Raw genomic sequence first — 22,360 nt, forward strand, 5'->3', positions numbered from 1 at the left:
GTGATTATATCAAGAATGCTGCTTCTTTTATGTTCGGGCATAGCTGTCGCAGCTTGTAGCTCTTCAGGTAATGTTTCTGACCTTCAGCGTTATGTCGATGACGTAAGTTCGAAGCCAAGAGGCCGTGTTGAGCCTATTCCAGAGTTCAAACCGTACGAATCTTTCAGTTACAGCGCTTCTGCTCTGAGATCACCTTTCGGCTTGCCGGCTATTGCTGAAGAGACTGAAAAAATATCCCTTAATGGCTTTAGTGTGCGTCCAGACCCAGACCGTGCAAAAGAGTATCTGGAGCAGTTCAGTGTTGATCAGCTTGGTATGGTCGGTACTTTGCAAAAGCCGCAGGGTGATTTGTTCGCTCTTATACGAGATGGTTACGGAGGGGTTGTCAGGGTTAAAGAAGGCGAATACATGGGGCGGAACCATGGTCGCATCGTATCGATACAAGATGACCGCATCAACCTTATCGAAATCGTACCAGATGGACAGGGTGGCTGGCTTGAGCGGCCCAGAACGTTGGCCCTCAACGGAGCGCCAGGAGAATAATTATGAAAATCATGAACAACATTCGCACTCTCGGTAGAGCTTTCGTCTGTGTGTCGGCGTTATGCTCGTTTGAGGTTATGGCGGCGACTCTGACGGATCTCAATTTTTCGACGGCTCCGGGGGATGTAACACAGCTTGAGCTGGTGTTTGATTCTACACCTCCGGAGGTCAGTGGCTACACCATTGAAAAGCCGGCACGTATTGCTTTGGATCTTCCTGGCGTAGATAGCGCTCTGGGTACTAAACGCCATAATATCGGAAATGGTAATGCCAGAAGTGCAACCGTCGTTGAAGCGAAAGATCGCTCTCGACTTGTAATCAATCTGAATGAATTGGTTGATTACACAACGTCGGTGCAAGGCAATCGTTTATTCGTTCGGATCGGTGAATCTGATGAGAACGAGAAATTTGCTGGTAATCAGCAGGTTAATGCAATGGGTGATGTTGTTCAGCCCGGCTCTGGCGTTAAAATCGTGAATGTCGATTTTCGCCGTGGTAACCAGGGTGAAGGTCAGGTTCAGATTACACTGAGCGATGACAGTGCTGCAGCCAATATTCGTAGAGAAGGCTCGAAAATCATCGCAGATATTGACGGTGCATCGCTGCCTGATGCGTTGAGTCGTCGACTCGACGTCACCGATTTTGCGACGCCAGTCAAATACGTCGACGCCACTGTTGAGGCGGGTAACGCGAGGATCGTAATTGAACCTTTGTCTTCAGAATTCGAATACCTCGCCTATCAAACAGACAAACTACTGTCGATCAACGTTTCTGAGCCACCAGAAAGTGAAGAGGCGGTAGCTGAAAAACAATTCCCGTTCACGGGTGAAAAGCTGTCCCTGAACTTTCAGGATATTGAGGTGCGAGCTGTTTTGCAGCTGATCGCTGACTTTACAGGTATGAACCTGGTGGCGTCAGACTCTGTCGGTGGCAACATTACTCTGCGTTTGCAAAATGTACCTTGGGATCAGGCGCTGGATCTCGTGCTGAAAACTAAGGGGCTTGGTCAGCGTCAGATGGGGTCTGTCCTGCTCATTGCCCCAGCCGAAGAAATCGCAGCGCGAGAAAAAGTTGAACTTGAAGCTGTGCGCCAGGTTGAAGAGTTAGCTCCGCTGGTAACTGAGTACATGCAACTGAAGTACGCTAAGGCCACTGACCTGGCAGAGCTTCTGACGTCTGAACAGGGCTTGCTATCTGAGCGTGGGACCGCTGTCGTCGATAGTCGTACGAACACTTTGCTCATGAAAGACAGTTCGAAAAACCTGGAAAAAGTCAGAGAAGCCCTGCAAATGCTGGATGTGCCTGTGCGTCAGGTACTGATCGAGGCTCGTATCGTTATTGCCACAACTAATGTCGGTGAAGAGTTGGGCGTGCAGTGGGGTGGTGCAAGTTATAAGGATAACGGAGATAACTGGACTACCTTCGGCGGTACTAAAACAACATTGGAAGAGACTAATCAAATCTTGTTTGACCGGGCGACTACGGGCACCAGTGATCAGACTATCGATCTTGAAGCTTCTGATATTGTGGATTTTGGTGTAACAGATGCCTCAGCAACTACGTTCGCTTTGGGGTACCAGACTGCAGATTTCCTACTTGATCTCGAGCTTTCAGCGATCGAAACCGAGGGGCGTGCTGATATTGTATCTCAGCCTCGTGTGATTACTGCTGATGGCCAGACCGCATCAATTGAGTCGGGTACCGAGATCCCTTACCTTCAGGCGAGTTCAAGTGGTGCTGCTAACGTTGCCTTTAAGTCAGCAGTGTTACGCCTTGAGGTGACACCACAGATCACACCTGACGATCGTATTATTATGGATCTGGTTATTAATCAGGATTCGGTTGGTGAGTTGACCGACGCAGGCCCTGCGATTGATACCAACGCGGTGGAAACTCAGGTGCTGGTTGAAAATGGTGAGACGATTGTCCTTGGTGGTATTTTCCGTTCAGAGGAGATTCGACAGGTATCCAAGACGCCATTCTTTGGCGATCTGCCTCTCATTGGTGCGCTTTTCCGCCGTACCAGTGAGCAGGAAGAGAAGAGCGAACTTCTTGTGTTTATTACTCCTCGACTGGTTAAGGAAACGCTCTCAGCACGTTGAAAATGACACAGTCTGTATTTCTTATCGGGCCGATGGGTGCTGGAAAAAGCACCATTGGCCGCATGCTTTCACAGGAACTTAAATACGAGTTTTTTGACTCAGATAAGGTGATTGAGGAACGCTGTGGCGCGGACATTCCCTGGATCTTTGATAAAGAAGGGGAGTTGGGTTTTCGCGAGCGCGAAGAATCAGTCATTGATGAACTGACTCAGCAGAAAGGCATTGTTCTCTCCACGGGTGGTGGTGCTGTATTGCGGAGTGAAAATCGCCAGCATCTTGCTTCCAGAGGAACAGTTATTTATCTCTGTACGTCTGTTGATCAGCAGTTGGCCAGAACTGCCCGCGACCGTAATCGTCCACTCCTCCAGACTGCCGATCCAGAAGCGGTGCTGCGCAAGCTGTTTGCAGAGCGTGATCCGCTCTATCGTTCTGTTGCCGATATTATTATTGAGACGGATCAGCGAAACCCTCGATGGGTAATTCAGGAACTCAAAAAACGTTTAAAAGGTGAATGATGCAGACCCTAACCGTAGATCTTGGCGATCGTAGTTACCCTATTTACATCGGCCCTGGCCTTCTGCGGAATAAAGAGCTGTATAGTCCCCATATTAAGGGTCGGCAGGTACTTATTGTCACCAATGAGACCGTCGCTCCTATCTATCTCGATGACGTAATGTCCGCACTGACGGATTATCAGGTCGACACCGTTATTTTGCCAGATGGTGAAAAGTACAAAGATCTCGATACCCTGAATATGATTTTTGACGAGCTGCTGGATCGTCGTCACAACAGAACAACGACTCTTATTGCGCTAGGCGGTGGAGTTATTGGTGATATGACTGGTTTTGCAGCGGCGACCTACCAGCGAGGTGTTAACTTTATTCAGGTTCCCACCACCTTGCTCTCGCAGGTTGACTCATCTGTGGGCGGCAAGACTGCCGTCAATCATGCTCTCGGTAAGAATATGATCGGTGCTTTCCATCAGCCGCAGGCTGTGATTGCTGATACCGATACGTTAGAAACGCTGCCTCTCCGTGAAATGGCTGCAGGCATGGCCGAAGTGATTAAGTATGGGTTGATCTCCGATTCTGAATTTTATGCATGGTTGCAGGATAACGTAGCCGGCCTGATGTCTGGTGATGATGAATCGCTTGCTGAAGCCATTTATCGATCTTGTGAGAATAAAGCGTCGGTAGTCGCTCAGGATGAGCGAGAGGGCGGAATCCGTGCAACACTCAATCTTGGGCACACCTTTGGCCATGCAATTGAGGCGCATCAGGGATACGGTAAGTGGTTGCACGGCGAAGCCGTTGGCGCTGGGATGATGATGGCAGCAGACCTGAGCAGAAGGCTGGGTTATCTTTCTGAGAAAGATGAGCACGATCTTTTACGTTTGTTGCAAGCGGCACATCTCCCAGTGAAAGGCCCAAGAGATATGTCCTGCGATGATTACATCAGTCGCATGGCGGTCGATAAGAAAGTTCTGGATGGTGCACTCAGACTGGTCTTGCTTAAGGGGATTGGGGAGGCCTATATTACGTCTGAGGTTCCCCGGGACCTGCTTGAAGAAACCTTGATGGCGTATGGCGCGAGCCGCTGAAAATAACCACTGGAGGAATTATGGAAACGGATTTTGATCTGGATCTTTCTGGTGTGAATGTGACACACAACTCTTCCAGCAAAGAGGCATTCTCTATGCATAGCCTTCTTGATTCTCAGAAACGTCATGTCGAGCTCCTGTCGCACCTTGCTTCTTACAGTGAGCTGCTGGTAGCCGTCACCGGCTATGAGGGCGCAGGGAAGTCGTTTATAGCGAATAACCTCGCGGCTCAAAGAGAGGCTCCTGATGAGACTCTCCTATTAACCGCAAGCGTTATGCTAGGCATGCCCTCAATACTGTCTTCAATCGCCGCTCACTGGGATATGCCGGCTATTCACGACGATGGTGCTCAGGCTCGTGAAGCTATTCGCAACGAGGCTATCGACAGGAGTGAGGCCGGCGGTAATCTACTGTTGATTATTGATCAGGCTGATCAGTTAGACGCGGAGAATCTGAATGACATAGCGCACTTTGCTCTGTTGGCGCCACAGGCGATTTCCGTCATCCTGTTTGGCGCTCCGGGTTATGAAAGTCATTTCCGAAATTCACCTGCACAGGCTCCGGTTCACGTACTAGCTGTTGAGCCGTTATCGGACTCTGAGATCGCGGCGCTTATGGCCAGCGTTTTTGGTGACGGAGAGGTCTGTCCGTTCGGGGATAAAGAACTCGCAGATATCATGATGGATTCTGGATGCTTGCCGGGACCAGCCCTTCGTCAAGGCGAACAAATACTGTCTTCGGCAACGCGTGCAGTCTCCAGTTCGCCGGCGGGTGGTTTTCCTGTGCGCAATATTCTCGCTATTGCCGGTGTCGTGACTGCTATTGCAATGGTGTTTATCTACCAGTGGGGAGCCTCATCAACCGACGATGAGCTGTCTCCAGAAATTCAGGCGCAGTTCGACTCCGCGAAAGATTTTAATTATCCCGGTGCTTCAGTTGAACCTCAGGCGCAACCCGAGGCAGACAGTAGTGATACATTGGCGCTTCCAGACAGGGCCGTTGTCGAGGCAGAAAGTCGTGTTGCAGCAAGTTCTGATGTGACGGCACTGTCGGGTTCCGATATCCAGCCGGAGGGGAGGGTCGTCTCTGGTGCGCCTGAATCGGTGCCAGATACAGGCTCTGATGCTACGCCTGTTTCCCGGGCTGAAGTTCAACCAGTTGAAGCGACAGCAGAACCCATGAACACCTCCTCTGAGCCGGTTAAGATTGGGACTTCATCTTACACTCCTGACGAACAGGCCTTGTTGGCATCTGAGTCAGGGTATATCGTGCAGTTACTGGGGTCGCACAGTTCCTCCGGTGCTGAAACCTTCCGTAACCAGTGGCAGAGCCAGATCACAGGGTCACTGTATCGTTACCAGACAACCTATAAAGGTAAAGACTGGTTCGTGGTGGTGTCAGGTGTCTATTCCAGCCGTGCAGAGGCGAGAGCTGCGGTAAATGCTATGCCGGCTTCGTTGCGTAAGCAGTCGCCCTGGGTTCGTCCTTTAGGGGATGTGCAGAAGGTAATCCGGTAAGTCTGGAGCCTGTTTTTCCCGGGTGTGTCAATCCGGGCCTTTCCTCTGTTCATTTGTGGCAACCGCCTCAGATGTGTAGAATGAGCGTCCTTTTGTCTCAAGGCCGCTTATTTTTTGATCGCATTTCGATTGTAAGCCCTTGATATTTAAACGATTTATTGGTGAGAGCTGTTCTATGAGAACTGGTCTGTATACTCCAGGCGAATTTAAGGATAACTGCGGCTTCGGTCTGCTTGCCCATCTTGAAGGTGAGCCAAGCCATAAACTGCTGCAGACATCTATTGAGTCCCTGACCTGCATGACACACCGTGGCGGTATTGCTGCGGACGGTAAAACCGGCGATGGCTGCGGTCTGCTGATTCAGAAACCAGACTCATTCCTGCGCGCCGTCGCCCAGGAACAAGGCATTGATTTGCCTGAACAATATGCTGTGGGCATGCTGTTTATGGATCTGGACGATGCGGTTTACGCGGAACAGAAAGCGGCCGTTGAAGCGGCGGTTGCGGGCCAGGGCCTGAACGTCCTGGGTTGGCGTACCGTGCCAACCAGCAATGACTGTCTGGGGCCGATGGCCATAGATTGTCTGCCTCGCTTTGAGCAGATCTTTATTGCGCCTGCTGAAACGCTGGATGATACCGACCTGTCGGTAAAACTGTTCTATGCCCGTCGCTTTGCTGAAAAAGCGCTGGAACAGTACCCTGATTTCTACATTGCCAGCTTCTCTGACCGTGTACTGTCGTACAAAGGCCTGATGATGCCGGTCGATTTGCCGAACTTCTACCTGGATCTCGGTGATGAGCGTCTGGAAACCGCTATTTGTGTTTTCCATCAGCGTTTCTCGACTAACACCATGCCTCGCTGGCCGCTGGCTCAGCCATTCCGCATGCTGGCCCACAACGGTGAGATCAACACCATTCGTGGTAACCGCAACTGGGCTAATGCCCGTGCGAGCAAGTTTGCCAGTGAACTACTGCCAAACCTGGAAGATATCTCTCCGGTAGTGAACACCACAGGCTCCGACTCTTCCTCCATGGATAACATGCTGGAATTGCTGGCGACGGGCGGTATGAATATCTTCCGTGCGATCCGTATGATGATTCCGCCAGCCTGGCAGAATGTCGAAACCATGGACTCTGATCTGCGTGCATTTTACGAGTACAACTCCATGCACATGGAGCCGTGGGACGGTCCTGCAGGTCTGGTAATTACTGACGGCCGTTATGCGGTATGTGGCCTCGACCGCAATGGTCTGCGCCCATCTCGTTGGGTAATCACCAAAGACAACTTTATTACTGTTGCATCGGAAGTGGGCGTATACAACTACAAGCCTGAAGATGTTGTAGCGAAAGGCCGTGTTGGCCCGGGTGACATTCTGGCGATCGATACTAAAGAAGGTAAGCTGCTGCGTACCGATGATATCGACACCATGATGAAAACCTCTCAGCCATACAAGCAGTGGCTGAAAGAAAATGCGCTGCGTATCGAGAGCCGCTTGCACCTCGAGAAAGTCGATGGTCAGGAAGCACTGTCAGGCGACGCATTGAACACCCATCAGAAGCTGCACCTGGTGACCCGAGAAGAGCGCGATCAGGTTCTGCGTCCAATGGCCGAAGACGGTCAGGAAGCAACGGGCTCTATGGGTGACGATACCCCGATGGCGGTTCTGTCTCAGCGTGTTCGTCACGTGGCTGACTACTTCCGTCAGATGTTTGCTCAGGTTACCAACCCACCGATCGATCCACTACGTGAGTCGATCGTGATGTCGCTGGAAACCTGTATCGGTGCAGAGAAGAATGTCTTTGAAGAGACGCCAGACCACGCTAATCGTGTGATTCTGACCTCTCCAGTGCTGTCGCCACTGAAGTTTGTTGGTCTTAAAGACACTGGCCGTGATGAATTCCGCACGAATACCTTGTCGATGGCTTACCCGGCGGGCACATCGTTGAAAGATGCCATCGTGGCTCTGGCTGACAAAGCCGAAGCAGCGATCCGCAACGGTGACGTAATCCTGATTTTGAGTGACCGTGACGTGGCTGAAGGTCAGTCTCTGATCCCAGCGCCAATGGCGACTGGTGCGGTACACCACCGTCTGAGTCAGAAAGGCCTGCGTACCAACGGTAACATCGTGGTTGAAACCGGTTCGGCTCGTGACGCACACCACTTTGCTGTCTTGCTGGGCTTTGGTGCGACTGCTGTTTACCCATGGCTTGCGTACGACATCCTCACCGACCTGCACCGCAGCGGTGAAGTTCTGGGTGACCCACTGAAATCTCAGGCGAACTACCGCAAGGCGATTCGTAAGGGGCTGCTGAAAGTGATGTCTAAGATGGGTATCTCGACCATCACTTCATACCGTGGCTCTCAGCTGTTTGAAGCCATTGGTCTGAGCAAAGACATCGTTGATCTGTGTTTCTGCGGCGTGACCAGCCGTATTGAAGGCGCGAGCTTCACCGACTTTGAAGAAGACCTGATGGTCATCAACAAGGTTGCCTGGAAAGCACGTAAACAGATCGAACAAGGCGGTCTGCTGAAATATGTTCACGGTGGCGAATACCACGCGTACAACCCAGATGTGGTTAAGAACATTCAGGAAGCAGTCCAGACTAACTCGCAAGCGGCCTATGACCGTTTCGCCGAGCTGGTAAATAAGCGTCCTGTCGCAACGATCCGCGACATGCTGACCTTCCGCAAAGATATCCAGTCAATTGATATCTCTGAAGTGGAACCGGCTGAGAAAATCTTCCCTCGCTTTGATACAGCGGCGATGTCTCTGGGGGCTCTGTCTCCAGAAGCCCATGAAGCACTGGCGATGGCAATGAACGAACTGGGTGGTCGCTCGAACTCGGGTGAAGGCGGCGAAGACCCACTGCGTTACGGCACGACACGTAACTCTAAAATTAAGCAGATCGCTTCCGGTCGTTTCGGTGTGACTCCTCACTACCTGTCCAGCGCTGAAGTGCTGCAGATTAAGGTGGCTCAAGGCGCGAAGCCGGGCGAAGGTGGCCAGCTGCCAGGTGGTAAAGTTAACCAGCTGATCGCGACCCTGCGTTACTCAGTACCAGGCGTGACGCTGATTTCTCCACCACCACATCACGATATTTATTCGATCGAAGATCTGGCGCAGCTGATCTATGACCTGAAGCAGGTGAACCCAACTGCACTGGTATCGGTGAAACTGGTATCTGAACCGGGTGTTGGCACGATCGCAGCGGGTGTGGCCAAGGCCTACGCCGACCTGATCACCATCTCTGGTTACGACGGTGGCACGGCAGCGTCTCCGCTGACGTCTATTAAGTACGCGGGTTCTCCTTGGGAGCTGGGTCTGTCCGAAGCGCACCAGGCGCTGCGTGGCAATGACCTGCGTGGCAACGTACGTGTTCAGACCGATGGTGGTCTGAAATCTGGTCTCGACGTGGTGAAAGCGGCGATTCTGGGTGCTGAATCCTTCGGTTTCGGCACGCTGCCAATGGTTGCTGTGGGCTGTAAATACCTGCGTATCTGTCACCTGAACAACTGTGCGACCGGTGTTGCCACGCAGAACGATGATCTGCGTGAGAAGCACTACATCGGCACCAAAGAGATGGTCGTGAATTACTTCCGCTTTGTAGCTGAAGAAGTTCGTGGCTGGATGGCAAAAGTCGGTGTTCGCTCCATGGAAGAGCTGGTAGGTCGTACAGATCTGCTGGAAGTTCTGGAAGGCAAGACCGAGAAGCAGCGTCATCTGGATCTGTCACCGCTGCTGGGCAGTGACCTGATTCCGGCCGACAAGCCGCACACGGTGAAAGTTGAGCGCAACAAGCCTTATGACGAAGGTCTGCTGGCGGAGCGTATGGTTGAAGAAACTCTGTCTGCGATTGAAAACAAAGCAGGCGGTGAGTTCAGCTTCCACATCACCAACTGTGACCGTTCTGTTGGTGCTCGCCTGTCTGGTGAAATCGCCAAACGCCACGGTAACCAAGGCATGGCTAACGCGCCAATCCGCCTGAACTTGACCGGTATTGCTGGACAGTCGTTCGGTGTATGGAACGCTGGCGGCCTGGAGATGGTTCTTGAAGGCGATGCGAACGACTATGTCGGTAAGGGTATGACTGGCGGTAAGCTGGTTATCCGTCCGCCTCAAGGTTCTACCTTCAAGACCAACGACACCTCTATTGTAGGTAACACCTGTCTGTACGGTGCAACCGGCGGTAAGCTGCTGGCGGCAGGCCGCGCTGGTGAGCGTTTCGGTGTGCGTAACTCCGGCGTTCACGCCGTGGTTGAAGGTGCTGGTGACCACTGCTGTGAGTATATGACCGGCGGTATGATCTGTGTGCTTGGCGAGACTGGCTATAACTTCGGCGCGGGTATGACGGGCGGTTTCGCTTACGTACTCGACCGCGACAATACGTTTGTTGATAAGTACAACCATGAACTGGTGGATATTCACCGCATCAGTAATGAAGAGACTGAAGGTCATCGCAACCACCTGCGTAGCGTGATTCGTGAGTTCGTGGAAGAGACCGGAAGCGAGTGGGGCCAGCAGATTCTGAATGACTTTGATGGCTTCATTGGTAAATTCTGGCTGGTTAAGCCGAAAGCGGCTGACTTACAACAACTGCTGAACAGTACCCGTGCTCGTCCTGAGTAATTGGTCCGGGACGAGAGAGAGAGGTTCGAGATGACACAACGTCTGAACAATAATTTCCAGTTTGTGGATGTGGGTCGGCAGGACCCATCCAAGAAAGCGATCGACGTCCGTAAGGCGCAGTTCGTTGAAATTTACGAGCCCTTCCAGCAGGAAGAGGTGACCGACCAGTCACATCGTTGTCTGGCCTGCGGTAACCCATACTGTGAGTGGAAGTGCCCAGTACACAACTACATTCCTAACTGGCTGAAACTGGCCAGTGAAGGCAACATCATGGAAGCGGTAGAGCTGAGCCATGCGACCAATACACTGCCAGAGGTCTGTGGCCGCGTTTGTCCTCAGGATCGTCTGTGTGAGGGATCGTGTACGCTGAATGATGGCTTTGGTGCTGTGACCATTGGTAATGTTGAGAAATATATTACTGATACCGCCTTCGCTATGGGCTGGCGCCCAGACATGTCGGATGTGAAGCCAACTGGTAAGCGCGTTGCGATTATCGGTGCAGGCCCTGCGGGTCTGGGTGCTGCCGATATTCTGGTGCGTAACGGAGTCACTCCGGTTGTCTTCGATAAGTACCCCGAAATCGGCGGTCTGCTGACCTTCGGTATTCCAGAGTTCAAGCTCGAGAAGACCGTGATGTCTAACCGTCGTGAAGTGTTCGAAGGTATGGGCGTTGAGTTCCGTCTGAACACGGAAGTGGGTAAAGATATTGAATTCCAGAACATCGTCGACGAATTCGATGCTGTTTTCCTGGGGATGGGTACCTACAACTACATGAAGGGCGGCTTCCCGGGTGAAGATCTGCCAGGCGTTCATGACGCACTGGATTTCCTGATCTCTAACGTGAATCGAAACCTCGGTTTCGAGAAAGACGCTGCAGACTTCGTCAGTATGAAGGGTAAGAAAGTGGTTGTTCTGGGTGGTGGTGACACCGCGATGGACTGTAACCGTACTTCTATCCGTCAGGGTGCAGACACTGTGACCTGTGCCTACCGTCGTGACGAAGAAAACATGCCGGGCTCTAAGCGAGAGGTAGTTAACGCGCGCGAAGAAGGCGTTAACTTCCTGTTCAACCGTCAGCCTGTCGCCATCGTTGGTGAGGACAAGGTTGAAGGCGTGAAGGTTGTGACGACCAAGATGGGTGAGCCAGACGAAAACGGTCGTCGTCGTCCTGAGGTAGTTGAAGGTTCTGAAGAGATTCTGCCAGCAGATGCGGTATTGGTTGCTTTTGGTTTCCGTCCAAGTCCTGCTCCTTGGTTCAAGGACTTTGGTATCGAACTGAACAGCTGGGACGGTGTGGTTGCACCAGAAGAGCAGGAGTTCAAACACCAGACGTCTAACCCGAAAGTGTTCGCCGGCGGCGATATGGTTCGTGGTTCAGACCTCGTCGTGACTGCGATCTACGAAGGTCGCCAGGCAGCAGAAGGCATTCTCGATTATCTCGATGTCTGATTCTGTACCTGCATGACATAGCCGTCGGACGTGACCGACTGCGCCAGAAAACGCGACTTCGGTCGCGTTTTCTTTTTTTGCGCTAGAGCTAAAATGGCAAGCAGGGTATGCTGGCCAGTGATTTGATATACCTTTCTGACTGAATCCAGATGGAGCTGCACCATGAGTATGTATCGTTTTTATCTTACCGCGTTGATGGCTGGGTTGCTGGCTGGCTGTGGCGGTGGCGATCCGGTCGTACCCGCTGATGAAGAGTCCGACTCCGGCAGTGGAGATGATGGTGGGAGTGAAGTCAGTGCAGCTACTTCTTCGTACTATCCACTGCAGTTCTATATTACTGGTGAGGGCTATACGGACGAGAGTGACGTATTCGCCGGAGTGTGGTTCAGTCCTCTGATACACGGGTTTGTTATTTCTCCCGTTCACGCTGAAACGCTGGCTCCATTAGAAAATCCCGATATCACCAATTATGTGGTTACAGTTGACGGCGAACCGGTGTCTGCCGCAGAGCAAGGCCTTATGATGCAAAAGATTATCGGTCTTCCCGTTGATCTTCGTACCGCAATTGTCCTGGATACCAGTGCGAGTAATAGTGCGGCTGCAGGAGTGTCCGTCAGTGCTCTGGTAAATGAAGTAAAAGATTACATTGCAGCTGCACAGGCGAGCAGCAATCCGATCATAGCGCAACAGCAATATACACTGGTCGCGTATGCTGACGCTGGTGATGGTGTAGATGCGTTAGTTGCTGACTTCACTACCGATGCCGCCACGTTAAATGCTGCCCTTGATGCTTTGCCGGCAACCTGGGGCGACCGCGGGGCGAGTTCTGCAACGTATGAAGCAATCGTCACGGCTGTAGGTCGTTACGTCGGTACTGGTAGTGGTGGCGTATCAGCTGATATTGATCTGTTTACAGATGACCTCGATGATCTCACTGAAGGCTATACTTATAACGGCTCCTTCTTTGGAAATACAGCTTACCAGCTGACAGGTGTAAGGGTATCGAATGTTGTTCTGGTATCTGCCGGAGCGAACACGAACACCCAGGCATTTAATAAGGAAGATGCGTTACAGGCGCTGAATTGGCAGTCGCTTCTTCAGTTTGTAGAAGACGATGGCAGTGGAGCAACAGACGACCAGGCGGATGGAGAGACAGAAAGTCAAAACTCAGATACTTTGAGCATCGGTAAACCTCTGATCTACGTTTCAGTAGCCGAGTCGGGAGTTGAACCAGCGGCAGGGATCGCTGAGCTGGCTACTGAGGTTATCAGTACTAATTCGCTGACATCGTTCGATTTCGCATCGCAAGTGATTGCGGCACAGGAAGCGGCGTTTGATGAGCGTATGTTGCTTGATAACCAGTATCTCGTTCGATATGCCATGTTTGAGCGTGATGGTACGCATGAAGCGATCTTTCAGAGTGAGTCCGATGGCTACAACTACGCTCTTACGACAGATATCGACCTGAGCGATGGTAGCTTTTTACTGTTTCCTGAGACTGAACCAGTGGTCGAAATTGCAGGGCCGAAAAACGGGTATATACCGGCAGGCTCAGTAAGTCTGTCTGATGTAACCAGCCTTTACCCCGCGACTCGCTGGACTGTCGCAACCTACGAGGCGGCTGATTACAGCTGGACTGTTGGAGGTTCCCTACGAAATGCCAACGCCGACGGCTCGATCACAATTTCTTCGGGAGATATTGGTCAGGCAGTTGTGCTAACCAACGATTCACTCAGCTCAGGAACAACGGCAGCCTCATTAACTGTCGTCCAGTAACTGTGCTCATGTCACAAACCCGGCCCTGCGCCGGGTTTTTTGTTATTATTCCTGCCTGAAATTTTTTACATTACTCCGGAAGTTTTATGTCTGAGCTTAAAAACGATCGTTTTCTGCGTGCCTTATTGCGTGAGCCTGTCGATCGCACTCCAATATGGATGATGCGTCAGGCAGGGCGCTACTTGCCTGAATACAAGGCGACCCGTGCTCAGGCCGGCGACTTTATGTCTCTTTGTAAAAATGCTGAGCTGGCTTGCGAAGTTACTATTCAGCCGCTGGAGCGCTTTCCGCTGGATGCTGCGATTCTGTTTTCCGATATCCTGACCATTCCGGATGCCATGGGGTTGGGTCTGTATTTTGAGACCGGCGAGGGGCCTCGCTTCAAGAAGGTCGTGCGCACAGAGCAGGATGTTGCTGACCTTCCGGTTGCAAATACAGAAGCGGACCTGGATTACGTACTGAAGGCAGTCTCTACCATTCGCAGCGAGCTGAATGGTCGCGTTCCTTTGATTGGTTTCTCAGGCAGCCCATGGACACTGGCAACCTACATGGTTGAGGGCGGATCATCAAAAGACTTCCGCCACGTAAAGGCCATGATGTACGACACGCCAGAAGTGATGCATGAATTGCTGAATAAGTTAGCGTTATCTGTGATTGATTACCTTAACGGTCAGATTAAGGCAGGTGCGCAAGCGGTTCAGATCTTTGATACCTGGGGAGGCAGCCTCAGTGACGTTGCCTACCGCGAGTTCTCGCTCAAGTATATGAAGCAGATTGTTGATGGCCTTATTCGTGAGCACGACGGTCATAAGATCCCTGTGATTCTGTTCACTAAAGGTGGCGGTCAGTGGCTGGAGTTGATGGCCGATACGGGTGCTGATGGTCTGGGTCTCGACTGGACGACGGACATTGGCAATGCCCGCGGGCGTGTAGGTAACCGCGTTGCGCTACAAGGGAATATGGACCCATCCGTGCTGTATGCATCGCCAGCGACTATTCGCGCAGAAGTGAAGCGGATTCTCGATAGTTATGGTCAAGGCTCGGGTCACATCTTTAACCTGGGGCACGGCATTCATCAGTTTGTTGACCCCGAGCATGCGAAGGCCTTTGTTGAAGCTGTTGTTGAGCTGAGCCCTCAGTACCACAGTTGAGACCGCGGAGATAAAAAGCCCTGTCAGTCGGGGTTTTTTATCGTCTATAGTTAGTGATTCGAGCTGACAATACTTCGCAAATGGCACTTCTGTCTTAAAAGTGCGGAGCTGATACACTTATTGTACAACTGTGAGTGGAGACTCTCTGAATATGAACCTCATCTGGGTTCCTCTTCTACCCCTGCTGGGCTGCCTGGTGTCACTGTTACTCGGGCGTTACCCACGATCAACAATGGCGCTTGGCGCTGCCATTCTGCCTGCTATTGCCTTAGGTATAGTTGTCTCTCTCGCACCAGAGGTTATGTCGGGCAACAACCCTGTCGTGACGTTTGACTGGGTACCAGCGTTATCCCTGCAGATAAGCTTCATGCTTGATGGCCTGGCATTGATGTTTAGCCTGCTGATCCTTGGTATCGGTCTGCTGGTGATTCTGTACGCTCGCTACTATTTGTCTGAAGCCGATAATGCCGGTCGTTTTTATGCCAGCCTGCTGTTATTTATGACAGCAATGCTTGGTGTTGTTCTCTCGGCAAACCTGATTCAGCTCTGGTTTTTCTGGGAGCTGACCAGTGTCAGCTCCTTTATGCTCATTAGCTATTGGTCACATCGTTCCGATGCCCGAAAGGGCGCCCGTATGGCGATGACCATTACCGGTGCTGGTGGACTGGCCTTGCTGGCTGGCCTGATTCTGATTGGCGAAGTTGTTGGCAGTTATGACCTGCAAACTGTGTTGGCCAGCGGCAGCCTGATCGCAGAACACAGCCTGTACCCTGTCATCGTCGTTCTGGTGCTGCTGGGTGCGTTTACCAAGTCGGCGCAGTTCCCTTTCCACTCGTGGCTACCACAAGCGATGGCGGCACCTACGCCGGTCTCTGCTTATCTGCATTCTGCAACCATGGTGAAGGCGGGCATCTTTCTGATGGCTCGCTTCTACCCTGTATTGTCTGATACGCACTTGTGGTTCGCTCTGGTGAGCCTGGTTGGTCTGACGACCTTGCTGGTAGGGGCTTACACCGCTCTGTTTAAGCACGACCTTAAGGGGTTGCTGGCGTATTCGACCATCAGTCACCTGGGTCTTATTACTCTCCTTCTTGGCCTGGATACCGAGCTGGCTTCCATTGCTGCTATGTTTCACGTGATTAACCACGCCGTTTTTAAGGCATCGTTGTTTATGGCAGCGGGGATCATTGATCACGAGTCCGGTTCGCGTGATATGCGCAAACTCAATGGTCTTTTCCGTTACATGCCGTATACCGCAACCCTGGCTATGGTGGCAGCGTCATCGATGGCAGGTGTGCCGTTGCTGAATGGCTTCTTGTCGAAGGAAATGTTGTTCGCTGAATCTCTGCATCAGGAAACCTTCGGTTCTCTATCCTGGCTGATTCCTTTGCTGGTAACGTTTGGCGGGGCTCTGGCTGTTGCCTACTCACTTCGTTTTGTTCACGACGTATTCTTTAACGGAGAGCCGATCGGCCTGGAGAAAACACCGCACGAGCCGCCACGTTACATGCGCGTCCCCGTCGAGATTTTGGTGGTTCTATGTCTGTTGGTCGGTGTTCTGCCAGATCTGATTGTTGGTGACCTGCTGGTTGCCGTCGGTGCTTCACTGATGCCGGCAGGCGTTCCTGAGTTTAGTATTTCTATCTGGCATGGCTTCAATATTCCGCTTCTGATGAGCTTCCTCGCTGTGCTGGGCGGTGTCGCTCTTTATCGTCAGCGTCGCCATATGTTTAATTTCCAGGCTCGCTTTACCGAGGTTGACCCTAAGCTGGCCTTTGAACATATGATTCAGACGCTGGTTGAGCGCGCACGCTCGGTACAGTTGTGGCTCGACAACGGTAGCTTCCAGCGTTACGCGCTGTGGTTGTTGCTGATGGCAATCGCTGCGATGAGTGTCCCTATGGTGAACATTCCTCATGCACGCGGAAGCCTGGAAGTAACCGAACTGGACATGGTGGCTCTGGGTGGTGCTCTGCTTATGATTGTTGCCTCTGTGGCGACGGCGATGCTTAGCCATCAACGCCTTCTGGCGCTGGTGACTATTTCAGTTGTTGGCTTGGTGGTTTCTGTCGCATTTGCCTGGTTCTCAGCCCCGGACCTCGCGCTGACGCAGCTGTCTGTTGAGGTTGCGACCATTATCCTTTTCTTGCTAGCGCTTTATTTTCTTCCGCAGAAAGTCAGCCTTAATCACCTTTCACCCGGGCGCATTGTTCGCGACATGGGTATTGCTACGGCAGCAGGTGCCATTGTGGGAACGTTGACCTATGCCATGCTGACGCGTCCGTTTGACAGTATCAGTAGCTTCTTCACGGCCAACGCGAAAACCGGCGGTGGTGGTACCAATGTTGTTAACGTCATTCTGGTCGATTTCCGTGGCTTCGATACCTTTGGTGAAATTACCGTACTGGCGATTGCAGCGATCGGTATCTACAAATTGCTGGCGGGTGTACGCCTGTTCGTACCTGCTGCGGATATGGACGGTCGGCCATGGTCGAAAGACAGCCACCCGCTTATGTTGATGCAGATATCTCAGAGCCTGCTCCCTCTTGCTCTACTGGTGTCTGCCTATATTTTCCTGCGTGGGCATAATCTTCCCGGTGGCGGTTTCATCGCAGGTCTGATCACGGCGATTGCCCTGATTCAGCAATATGTGGCAAACGGTGTTGTTTGGATGCGTGATCGCGGTGATCTTAAGTTTCAATGGTTTATCGTCTGGGGGCTATTTATCGCCTTCGCCTCTGGTGTCGGAAGCTGGTTCTTTGAGCGTCCGTTCCTGACATCCTGGTTTGATTATTTCTACCTGCCATTGGTAGGTAAGTTTGAGTTAGCCAGCGCAATGGCGTTTGATCTTGGTGTTTATCTGACGGTCATTGGTGCAACGTTGTCGATTCTTGCCAACCTCGGTAAGTTGACGACGACAGACCGACCCACGCGGCCTGGAAGGAGATCCTGATGGAGTTGATTTTTGCAGTTACTGTCGGCGTGATGGTGACTTGTTCAGTCTTTCTGATGTTGCGGGGCCACACCTTTGCGGTTGTTATTGGTCTCACACTGATGTCTTACGCTGTAAACCTGTTTTTGTTTGCAAGCGGTGGGCTCGCGCTGCATAAGCCAGCCATTCTGGCGGATGGTGCTGAATACTCAGATCCGCTGCCACAGGCGCTCGTCCTGACTGCGATCGTTATCGGTTTTGCAATGACGGCCTTTGCTCTGATTCTTGCAATCCGTGCTCGTGCGGACCTGGGCAATGATCAGGTGGATGGTCGTGCCTTGCCGGGGGATTCTCTGGCGAACAAAGAGTCACAGGGAAAAATGCGACAAAACCCTGTCAGCAGCACTGCGAAAAACACCGGAGGTAAGACAAGGTGATGCATTTGCCGGCACTTCCTGTGCTTCTACCATTTTTCGCGGCAATTCTGATTCTGTATCCGTGGTTTAACAAACGCCTGCATCTGCAGCGTCTGGTTGCTCAATTTGCACTCTTGATGCTGGTGGCGGTGTCTATGCTGACGCTGTTCAAGACGCTGGCAGATGGCCCTATCGGCTATGCTATGGGTGACTGGGAAGCACCGTTTGGTATTTATCTACTCGCCGATCCGCTCGCGGCGTTTATGTTGGTGGTTACGTCTGTTCTGGCTCTCTGTACACATCTTTATGCGTGTGGCGGTGAGGATAAAACGGGGCGTTTTTTCCATCCTCTGTTTATGTTCCAGTTGATGGGATTGAATGGCGCCTTCCTGACGGCCGATGCCTTTAACCTCTTCGTTTTTTTCGAGATCCTTCTGATCGCCTCGTACTCTTTGTTGATACACGGAGGTGGCCGTGAAAGAACTCGTGCAGCTCAGCATTATGTACTCTACAACCTGATAGGTTCAGCCTTCTTCCTGATCGCGTTGGCCTTGCTCTACAGAGCCTTTGGTACTCTGAATATTCCGGACATGGCATTGCGAGCGCCTGAATTGCCTGAAGAGAGTGTACCGCTCGCACAGGCTGGTGGGCTTTTATTGATGGTTGTTTTCGGCGTGAAAGCGGCACTGTTACCACTCCACTTCTGGCTACCAAGAACATACAGCACGACATCGGTGCCGGTTGCTGCTTTATTCGCCGTTATGACCAAGGTGGGCGTGTACAGCCTGTGGCGGATTCACAGCGTTGTGTTTGGGCACGACAGCGGTGAGTTATCTGACCTTGGCGTTGTCCCGCTGTCCTGGTTGTCCGGACTGACGGTACTGGCCGGGGCCATAGGAGCACTGGCAAGTCAGACATTACGTTGGTTGATCGCTAATTTGATTATTATATCCGTCGGTACGCTGTTGATGACCGTAGCCATGGGGACGACTCAATCGGTTGCGGCAGGCCTGTACTACACCTTGCACAGTACTTTGATGAGTGGGGCGTTCTTTCTGGTGGCTGGTTTGATTCTCATGCAGCGCGGACAGGCGGAAGATCGCTTCGTTCGTTCCCGCCCACTGCTTTATCCAATCTTCACCGGCGTTCTTTTTGCCGTCACGGCGATGGCCATGATTGGCTTGCCTCCGTTCTCGGGCTTCTTAGGTAAAGTCTTTATCCTTCAGGCTGCCATTGATAGCGGAGACGCTATCTGGGTATGGCCAATTGTACTGATCTCTGGTCTGGCGGCACTAATCGCGTTGTCACGTGCGGGAACCACTCTGTTCTGGAGAACGCAGGGTTCTGTCGTTCCAGAAGCCAAAGAGAAGCTGAGTAACGTCCACCTCGTGGCGGCTGGTCTACTGGTCGCTACTACTCTGGTCCTGGTTATTGGTGCTGGGCCTCTGACTGAATGGTCACTGCGAGCAGCCCAGGATCTGCATACGGGTGTGACGTTGAATTACCTGAATGGAGGGCAGCCATAATGAAGCGCTTGCTGCCAATGCCATGGCACTCAGTCATGCTGATAGCCGTCTGGCTTCTATTAAATGGCTTCTCGTACGGACAGTTATTGCTGGCTGTCATCCTGGCGTTGCTGATTCCAATTATTACGTATCCATATGTTCGCGGTCATGCGCCGGTGAAAAAGCCTTTAGCAATGATGACGTACTCGCTGCGCCTGTTATATGACATCGTAGTCGCTAATCTTGATGTGGCTCGTAGGGTCGTGTTGCCGAATCGTTATCTCAAGCCCGGTTGGCTGGCTTATCCATTATCCATGACGGAGCCGTTCCCCGTGACCGTGCTGGCAAGCTCTGTGTCACTGACTCCAGGAACGGTAAGCGTCGAGTTTTCAGAAGACCGCACGTGTCTATATATCCACGTTCTCCACCTTGAGGACGAGAAAGAACTTCAGGCATTTATATTCCGCCGTTACGAACAGCCGCTGAAGGAGATATTCGGATGCTGAGTAATGTCATCATGATCTGTACCGGGATGATTGGACTGGCGATGCTTTTCTGCCTTTGGCGCTTGATTAAGGGGCCAGATATTACAGACCGAATCCTTGCTTTGGATACGCTGTACATCAACAGTATTGCTCTGATTATTCTGCTGGGCCTGTACTACGGGACCGCTCTTTATTTCGAAGGTGCTCTGCTGATCGCTATGCTCGGTTTTGTCAGCACCTCGGCCGTCGCCAAATACCTGTTGCGGGGTGACATCATTGAATAATCTGCCTGTATATAGTGATTATCTTGTCGCTGCACTCCTGATTGGTGGCGCGTTGTTTATGCTCGTAGGTTCGTGGGGGTTGGCAAAGCTGCCTGATTTTTACACACGCCTCCATGCACCGACAAAAGCATCTACGCTCGGCATGGGAGCGACTCTGCTCGGGTCGCTGGTTTGGTTCAGCGTGCAGGAAGAAAGCCTGCACATCCATGAGTTAGTGATCAGTATTTTCTTATTTCTGACCGCTCCTGTGTCTGCCTATATGATGGGCAAAGCAGCGATTCATCGCCGCCGACCTATGGCAGACGGCACTCGCAATGAAGAGGAAGCAGAGCGGGCAGCAGAACGTAGAGGCATTAACGACCGGGACGACTAAGCCTGGGTTACGGAGTCTTCTTACAGGCGTTCGATGGCTTCCTGAAGTTTATCAACGCCAATGACCTCCATCCCAGCAACCGGCTGCTTAGGCACATTCGCTTTTGGCACAATCGCCCGCGTAAAACCATGCTTCGCCGCTTCTTTAATCCGCTCCTGCCCCGAAGGAACCGGGCGGATTTCTCCGGATAAGCCGACCTCACCGAAGACAATCAGACCCTGCTCAAGAGGTTGATTGCGGAAGCTGGACAGGGCAGCTAATAACAGCGCCAGGTCTGCTCCTGTTTCGTTTACTTTTACGCCGCCAACGACATTGATATACACATCCTGATCACCAAGGTGGATACCGCCATGGCGATGCAATGCTGCGAGCAGCAGGTTAAGACGATTCTGATCCAGACCAACCGCCACCCGCTTCGGGTGTCCGAAATGGCTGTCGTCGACTAAGGCCTGAATTTCGACCAGCAGTGGGCGTGTGCCTTCCCATATCACCATCACGACACTGCCAGCGGCAGGTTCGTCGCCGCGACTGAGAAAAATCGAGCTTGGGTTTTTAACCTCTTTCAGGCCGCGCTCCAACATGGCGAAAACACCCAGCTCGTTAATCGCGCCAAAACGATTTTTAATGCCCCGCAAAACACGATAGCGGCTGTCGCCTGAGCCTTCGAGCATGATCGAGCAGTCGATCATATGTTCCAATACTTTCGGGCCAGCCAGAGAACCGTCTTTGGTGACATGGCCGACAAGAAACAGAACTGTGCCGGTCTGTTTGGCAAACCGGGTCAGATAGGCTGCGCTTTCACGGACCTGAGAAACACTGCCTGGTGCCGACTCAATACCATCCACATGCATCACCTGAATGGAGTCGATCACGACAATACGAGGTTTATGCTGCTGCAATACATTGGTCAGTCGTTCGACATTGGTTTCACTCAGCATCTGTAATTGATCCGTTGGCAAGCCAAGTCGGTTTGCCCGCAGCGCTACCTGTTGCAGGCTCTCTTCACCCGTAACGTAAATAGCTGGCATCTGCGTCGCCAGATAACACAGGGTCTGTAACAACAGTGTCGATTTACCCGCGCCCGGATGGCCACCAATAAGAATCGCAGAGCCTGGCACCAGGCCGCCCCCTAACACCCGGTCGAACTCCTGCATTCCGGAACTGAACCGTGGTAGTTCGGCGAGATCGACGTCGGCGAGTTTGATGACATCGCTCGTTCCGGCATCGCCGGCATAACCACTGAACCGGGTATCTCTTGCAGCGGTTTTCGCTGAAGCTACGACAAATTCCTGCAGGGTATTCCACTGCCCGCAACCGGCACACTGGCCTTGCCATTTGCTGTGATCGGCGCCGCATTCATTGCAGACGTAGGCGGTTTTCTTTTTGGCCATGTAGCGTTCGCTGTTTCTCGTACTGGATAGTGTTCAAAAGTGTACTCGTATTTGAGTGTATCTTCGACATACTCGAACCAGATACCACGGTGTTGCGGTTTTAGCGAATGTATGGACTGCAGGGGACTGTCTATGGAGTAGAAATATTGCGAATGCGCTGTTAATAAAAGCAGGGTTCGATGGCCCGCCGTAAATACGTCCCTGTAGGC

16 protein-coding genes are annotated in these 22,360 nt (G+C 52.1%); 15 read left to right on the plus strand and 1 reads right to left on the minus strand.

From position 1 onward, the window contains the following. The 15 genes from B2R29_RS02165 (at position 1) to B2R29_RS02235 (ending at position 20,760) form a co-directional block, all read left to right on the plus strand. Positions 1-543: a pilus assembly protein PilP gene (locus B2R29_RS02165; RefSeq protein ID WP_301179584.1), complete on the plus strand. Its 543-nt coding sequence runs from the start codon at positions 1-3 to the stop codon at positions 541-543. A gap of 2 nt (positions 544-545) precedes the next feature. Beyond that, positions 546-2,645 carry a type IV pilus secretin PilQ gene (gene pilQ / locus B2R29_RS02170; RefSeq protein WP_301179585.1) on the plus strand — a complete coding sequence of 700 codons (2,100 nt, stop codon included), beginning with the start codon at positions 546-548 and terminating at the stop codon, positions 2,643-2,645. Next, on the plus strand, positions 2,642-3,160 hold the full coding sequence (gene aroK / locus B2R29_RS02175) for a shikimate kinase AroK (RefSeq protein WP_301179586.1): 519 nt from the start codon (positions 2,642-2,644) through the stop codon (positions 3,158-3,160). The genes pilQ and aroK overlap by 4 nt, the downstream gene beginning before the upstream one ends. After that, positions 3,160-4,245, plus strand: coding sequence for a 3-dehydroquinate synthase (gene aroB, locus B2R29_RS02180; RefSeq protein ID WP_301179636.1), 1,086 nt, complete (start codon positions 3,160-3,162; stop codon positions 4,243-4,245). Before aroK ends, aroB begins: the two co-directional genes overlap by 1 nt. Before the next feature lie 20 nt (positions 4,246-4,265). Next, the gene (locus B2R29_RS02185) at positions 4,266-5,762 is read left to right on the plus strand and encodes an AAA family ATPase (protein WP_301179587.1); all 1,497 of its coding nucleotides are present in this window, start codon (positions 4,266-4,268) and stop codon (positions 5,760-5,762) included. A 175-nt stretch (positions 5,763-5,937) separates the two neighbouring features. Beyond that, positions 5,938-10,389 (plus strand): glutamate synthase large subunit, encoded by a 4,452-nt coding sequence (gltB, locus tag B2R29_RS02190; RefSeq protein ID WP_301179588.1) that lies wholly within the window; start codon positions 5,938-5,940, stop codon positions 10,387-10,389. Positions 10,390-10,419: 30 nt separating this feature from the next. After that, positions 10,420-11,838, plus strand: a complete 1,419-nt coding sequence (locus B2R29_RS02195) for an FAD-dependent oxidoreductase (protein ID WP_297533096.1) — start codon at positions 10,420-10,422, stop codon at positions 11,836-11,838. A 162-nt stretch (positions 11,839-12,000) separates the two neighbouring features. Further along, the gene (locus tag B2R29_RS02200; protein WP_301179589.1) at positions 12,001-13,614 is read left to right on the plus strand and encodes a hypothetical protein; all 1,614 of its coding nucleotides are present in this window, start codon (positions 12,001-12,003) and stop codon (positions 13,612-13,614) included. An 86-nt stretch (positions 13,615-13,700) separates the two neighbouring features. Further along, positions 13,701-14,765 (plus strand): uroporphyrinogen decarboxylase, encoded by a 1,065-nt coding sequence (hemE, locus tag B2R29_RS02205; RefSeq protein ID WP_301179590.1) that lies wholly within the window; start codon positions 13,701-13,703, stop codon positions 14,763-14,765. Between the two features lie 151 nt (positions 14,766-14,916). After that, positions 14,917-17,718 (plus strand): monovalent cation/H+ antiporter subunit A, encoded by a 2,802-nt coding sequence (locus B2R29_RS02210; RefSeq protein WP_301179591.1) that lies wholly within the window; start codon positions 14,917-14,919, stop codon positions 17,716-17,718. Then, a complete protein-coding gene (locus B2R29_RS02215) occupies positions 17,718-18,134 on the plus strand; it encodes a Na+/H+ antiporter subunit C (protein ID WP_301179592.1) in 417 nt (138 codons plus the stop codon). The genes B2R29_RS02210 and B2R29_RS02215 overlap by 1 nt, the downstream gene beginning before the upstream one ends. Then, on the plus strand, positions 18,134-19,639 hold the full coding sequence (locus B2R29_RS02220; protein ID WP_301179637.1) for a monovalent cation/H+ antiporter subunit D: 1,506 nt from the start codon (positions 18,134-18,136) through the stop codon (positions 19,637-19,639). The genes B2R29_RS02215 and B2R29_RS02220 overlap by 1 nt, the downstream gene beginning before the upstream one ends. Beyond that, entirely contained in the window at positions 19,639-20,124 is a 486-nt protein-coding gene (locus B2R29_RS02225) for a Na+/H+ antiporter subunit E (protein WP_301179593.1), read from the plus strand. Before B2R29_RS02220 ends, B2R29_RS02225 begins: the two co-directional genes overlap by 1 nt. Continuing rightward, on the plus strand, positions 20,118-20,387 hold the full coding sequence (locus B2R29_RS02230) for a K+/H+ antiporter subunit F (RefSeq protein ID WP_076517879.1): 270 nt from the start codon (positions 20,118-20,120) through the stop codon (positions 20,385-20,387). Before B2R29_RS02225 ends, B2R29_RS02230 begins: the two co-directional genes overlap by 7 nt. Further along, positions 20,380-20,760 carry a Na+/H+ antiporter subunit G gene (locus B2R29_RS02235; protein ID WP_374047327.1) on the plus strand — a complete coding sequence of 127 codons (381 nt, stop codon included), beginning with the start codon at positions 20,380-20,382 and terminating at the stop codon, positions 20,758-20,760. Before B2R29_RS02230 ends, B2R29_RS02235 begins: the two co-directional genes overlap by 8 nt. Positions 20,761-20,780: 20 nt before the next feature. On the opposite strand, the gene radA is transcribed toward B2R29_RS02235, so the two are convergent. Beyond that, a complete protein-coding gene (radA, locus tag B2R29_RS02240) occupies positions 20,781-22,151 on the minus strand; it encodes a DNA repair protein RadA (RefSeq protein ID WP_301179594.1) in 1,371 nt (456 codons plus the stop codon). Between the last annotated feature and the right edge of the window lie 209 nt (positions 22,152-22,360).

The organism is Thalassolituus sp. UBA3500, from assembly GCF_002377545.1.
Lineage (GTDB): Bacteria > Pseudomonadota > Gammaproteobacteria > Pseudomonadales > Oceanobacteraceae > Thalassolituus.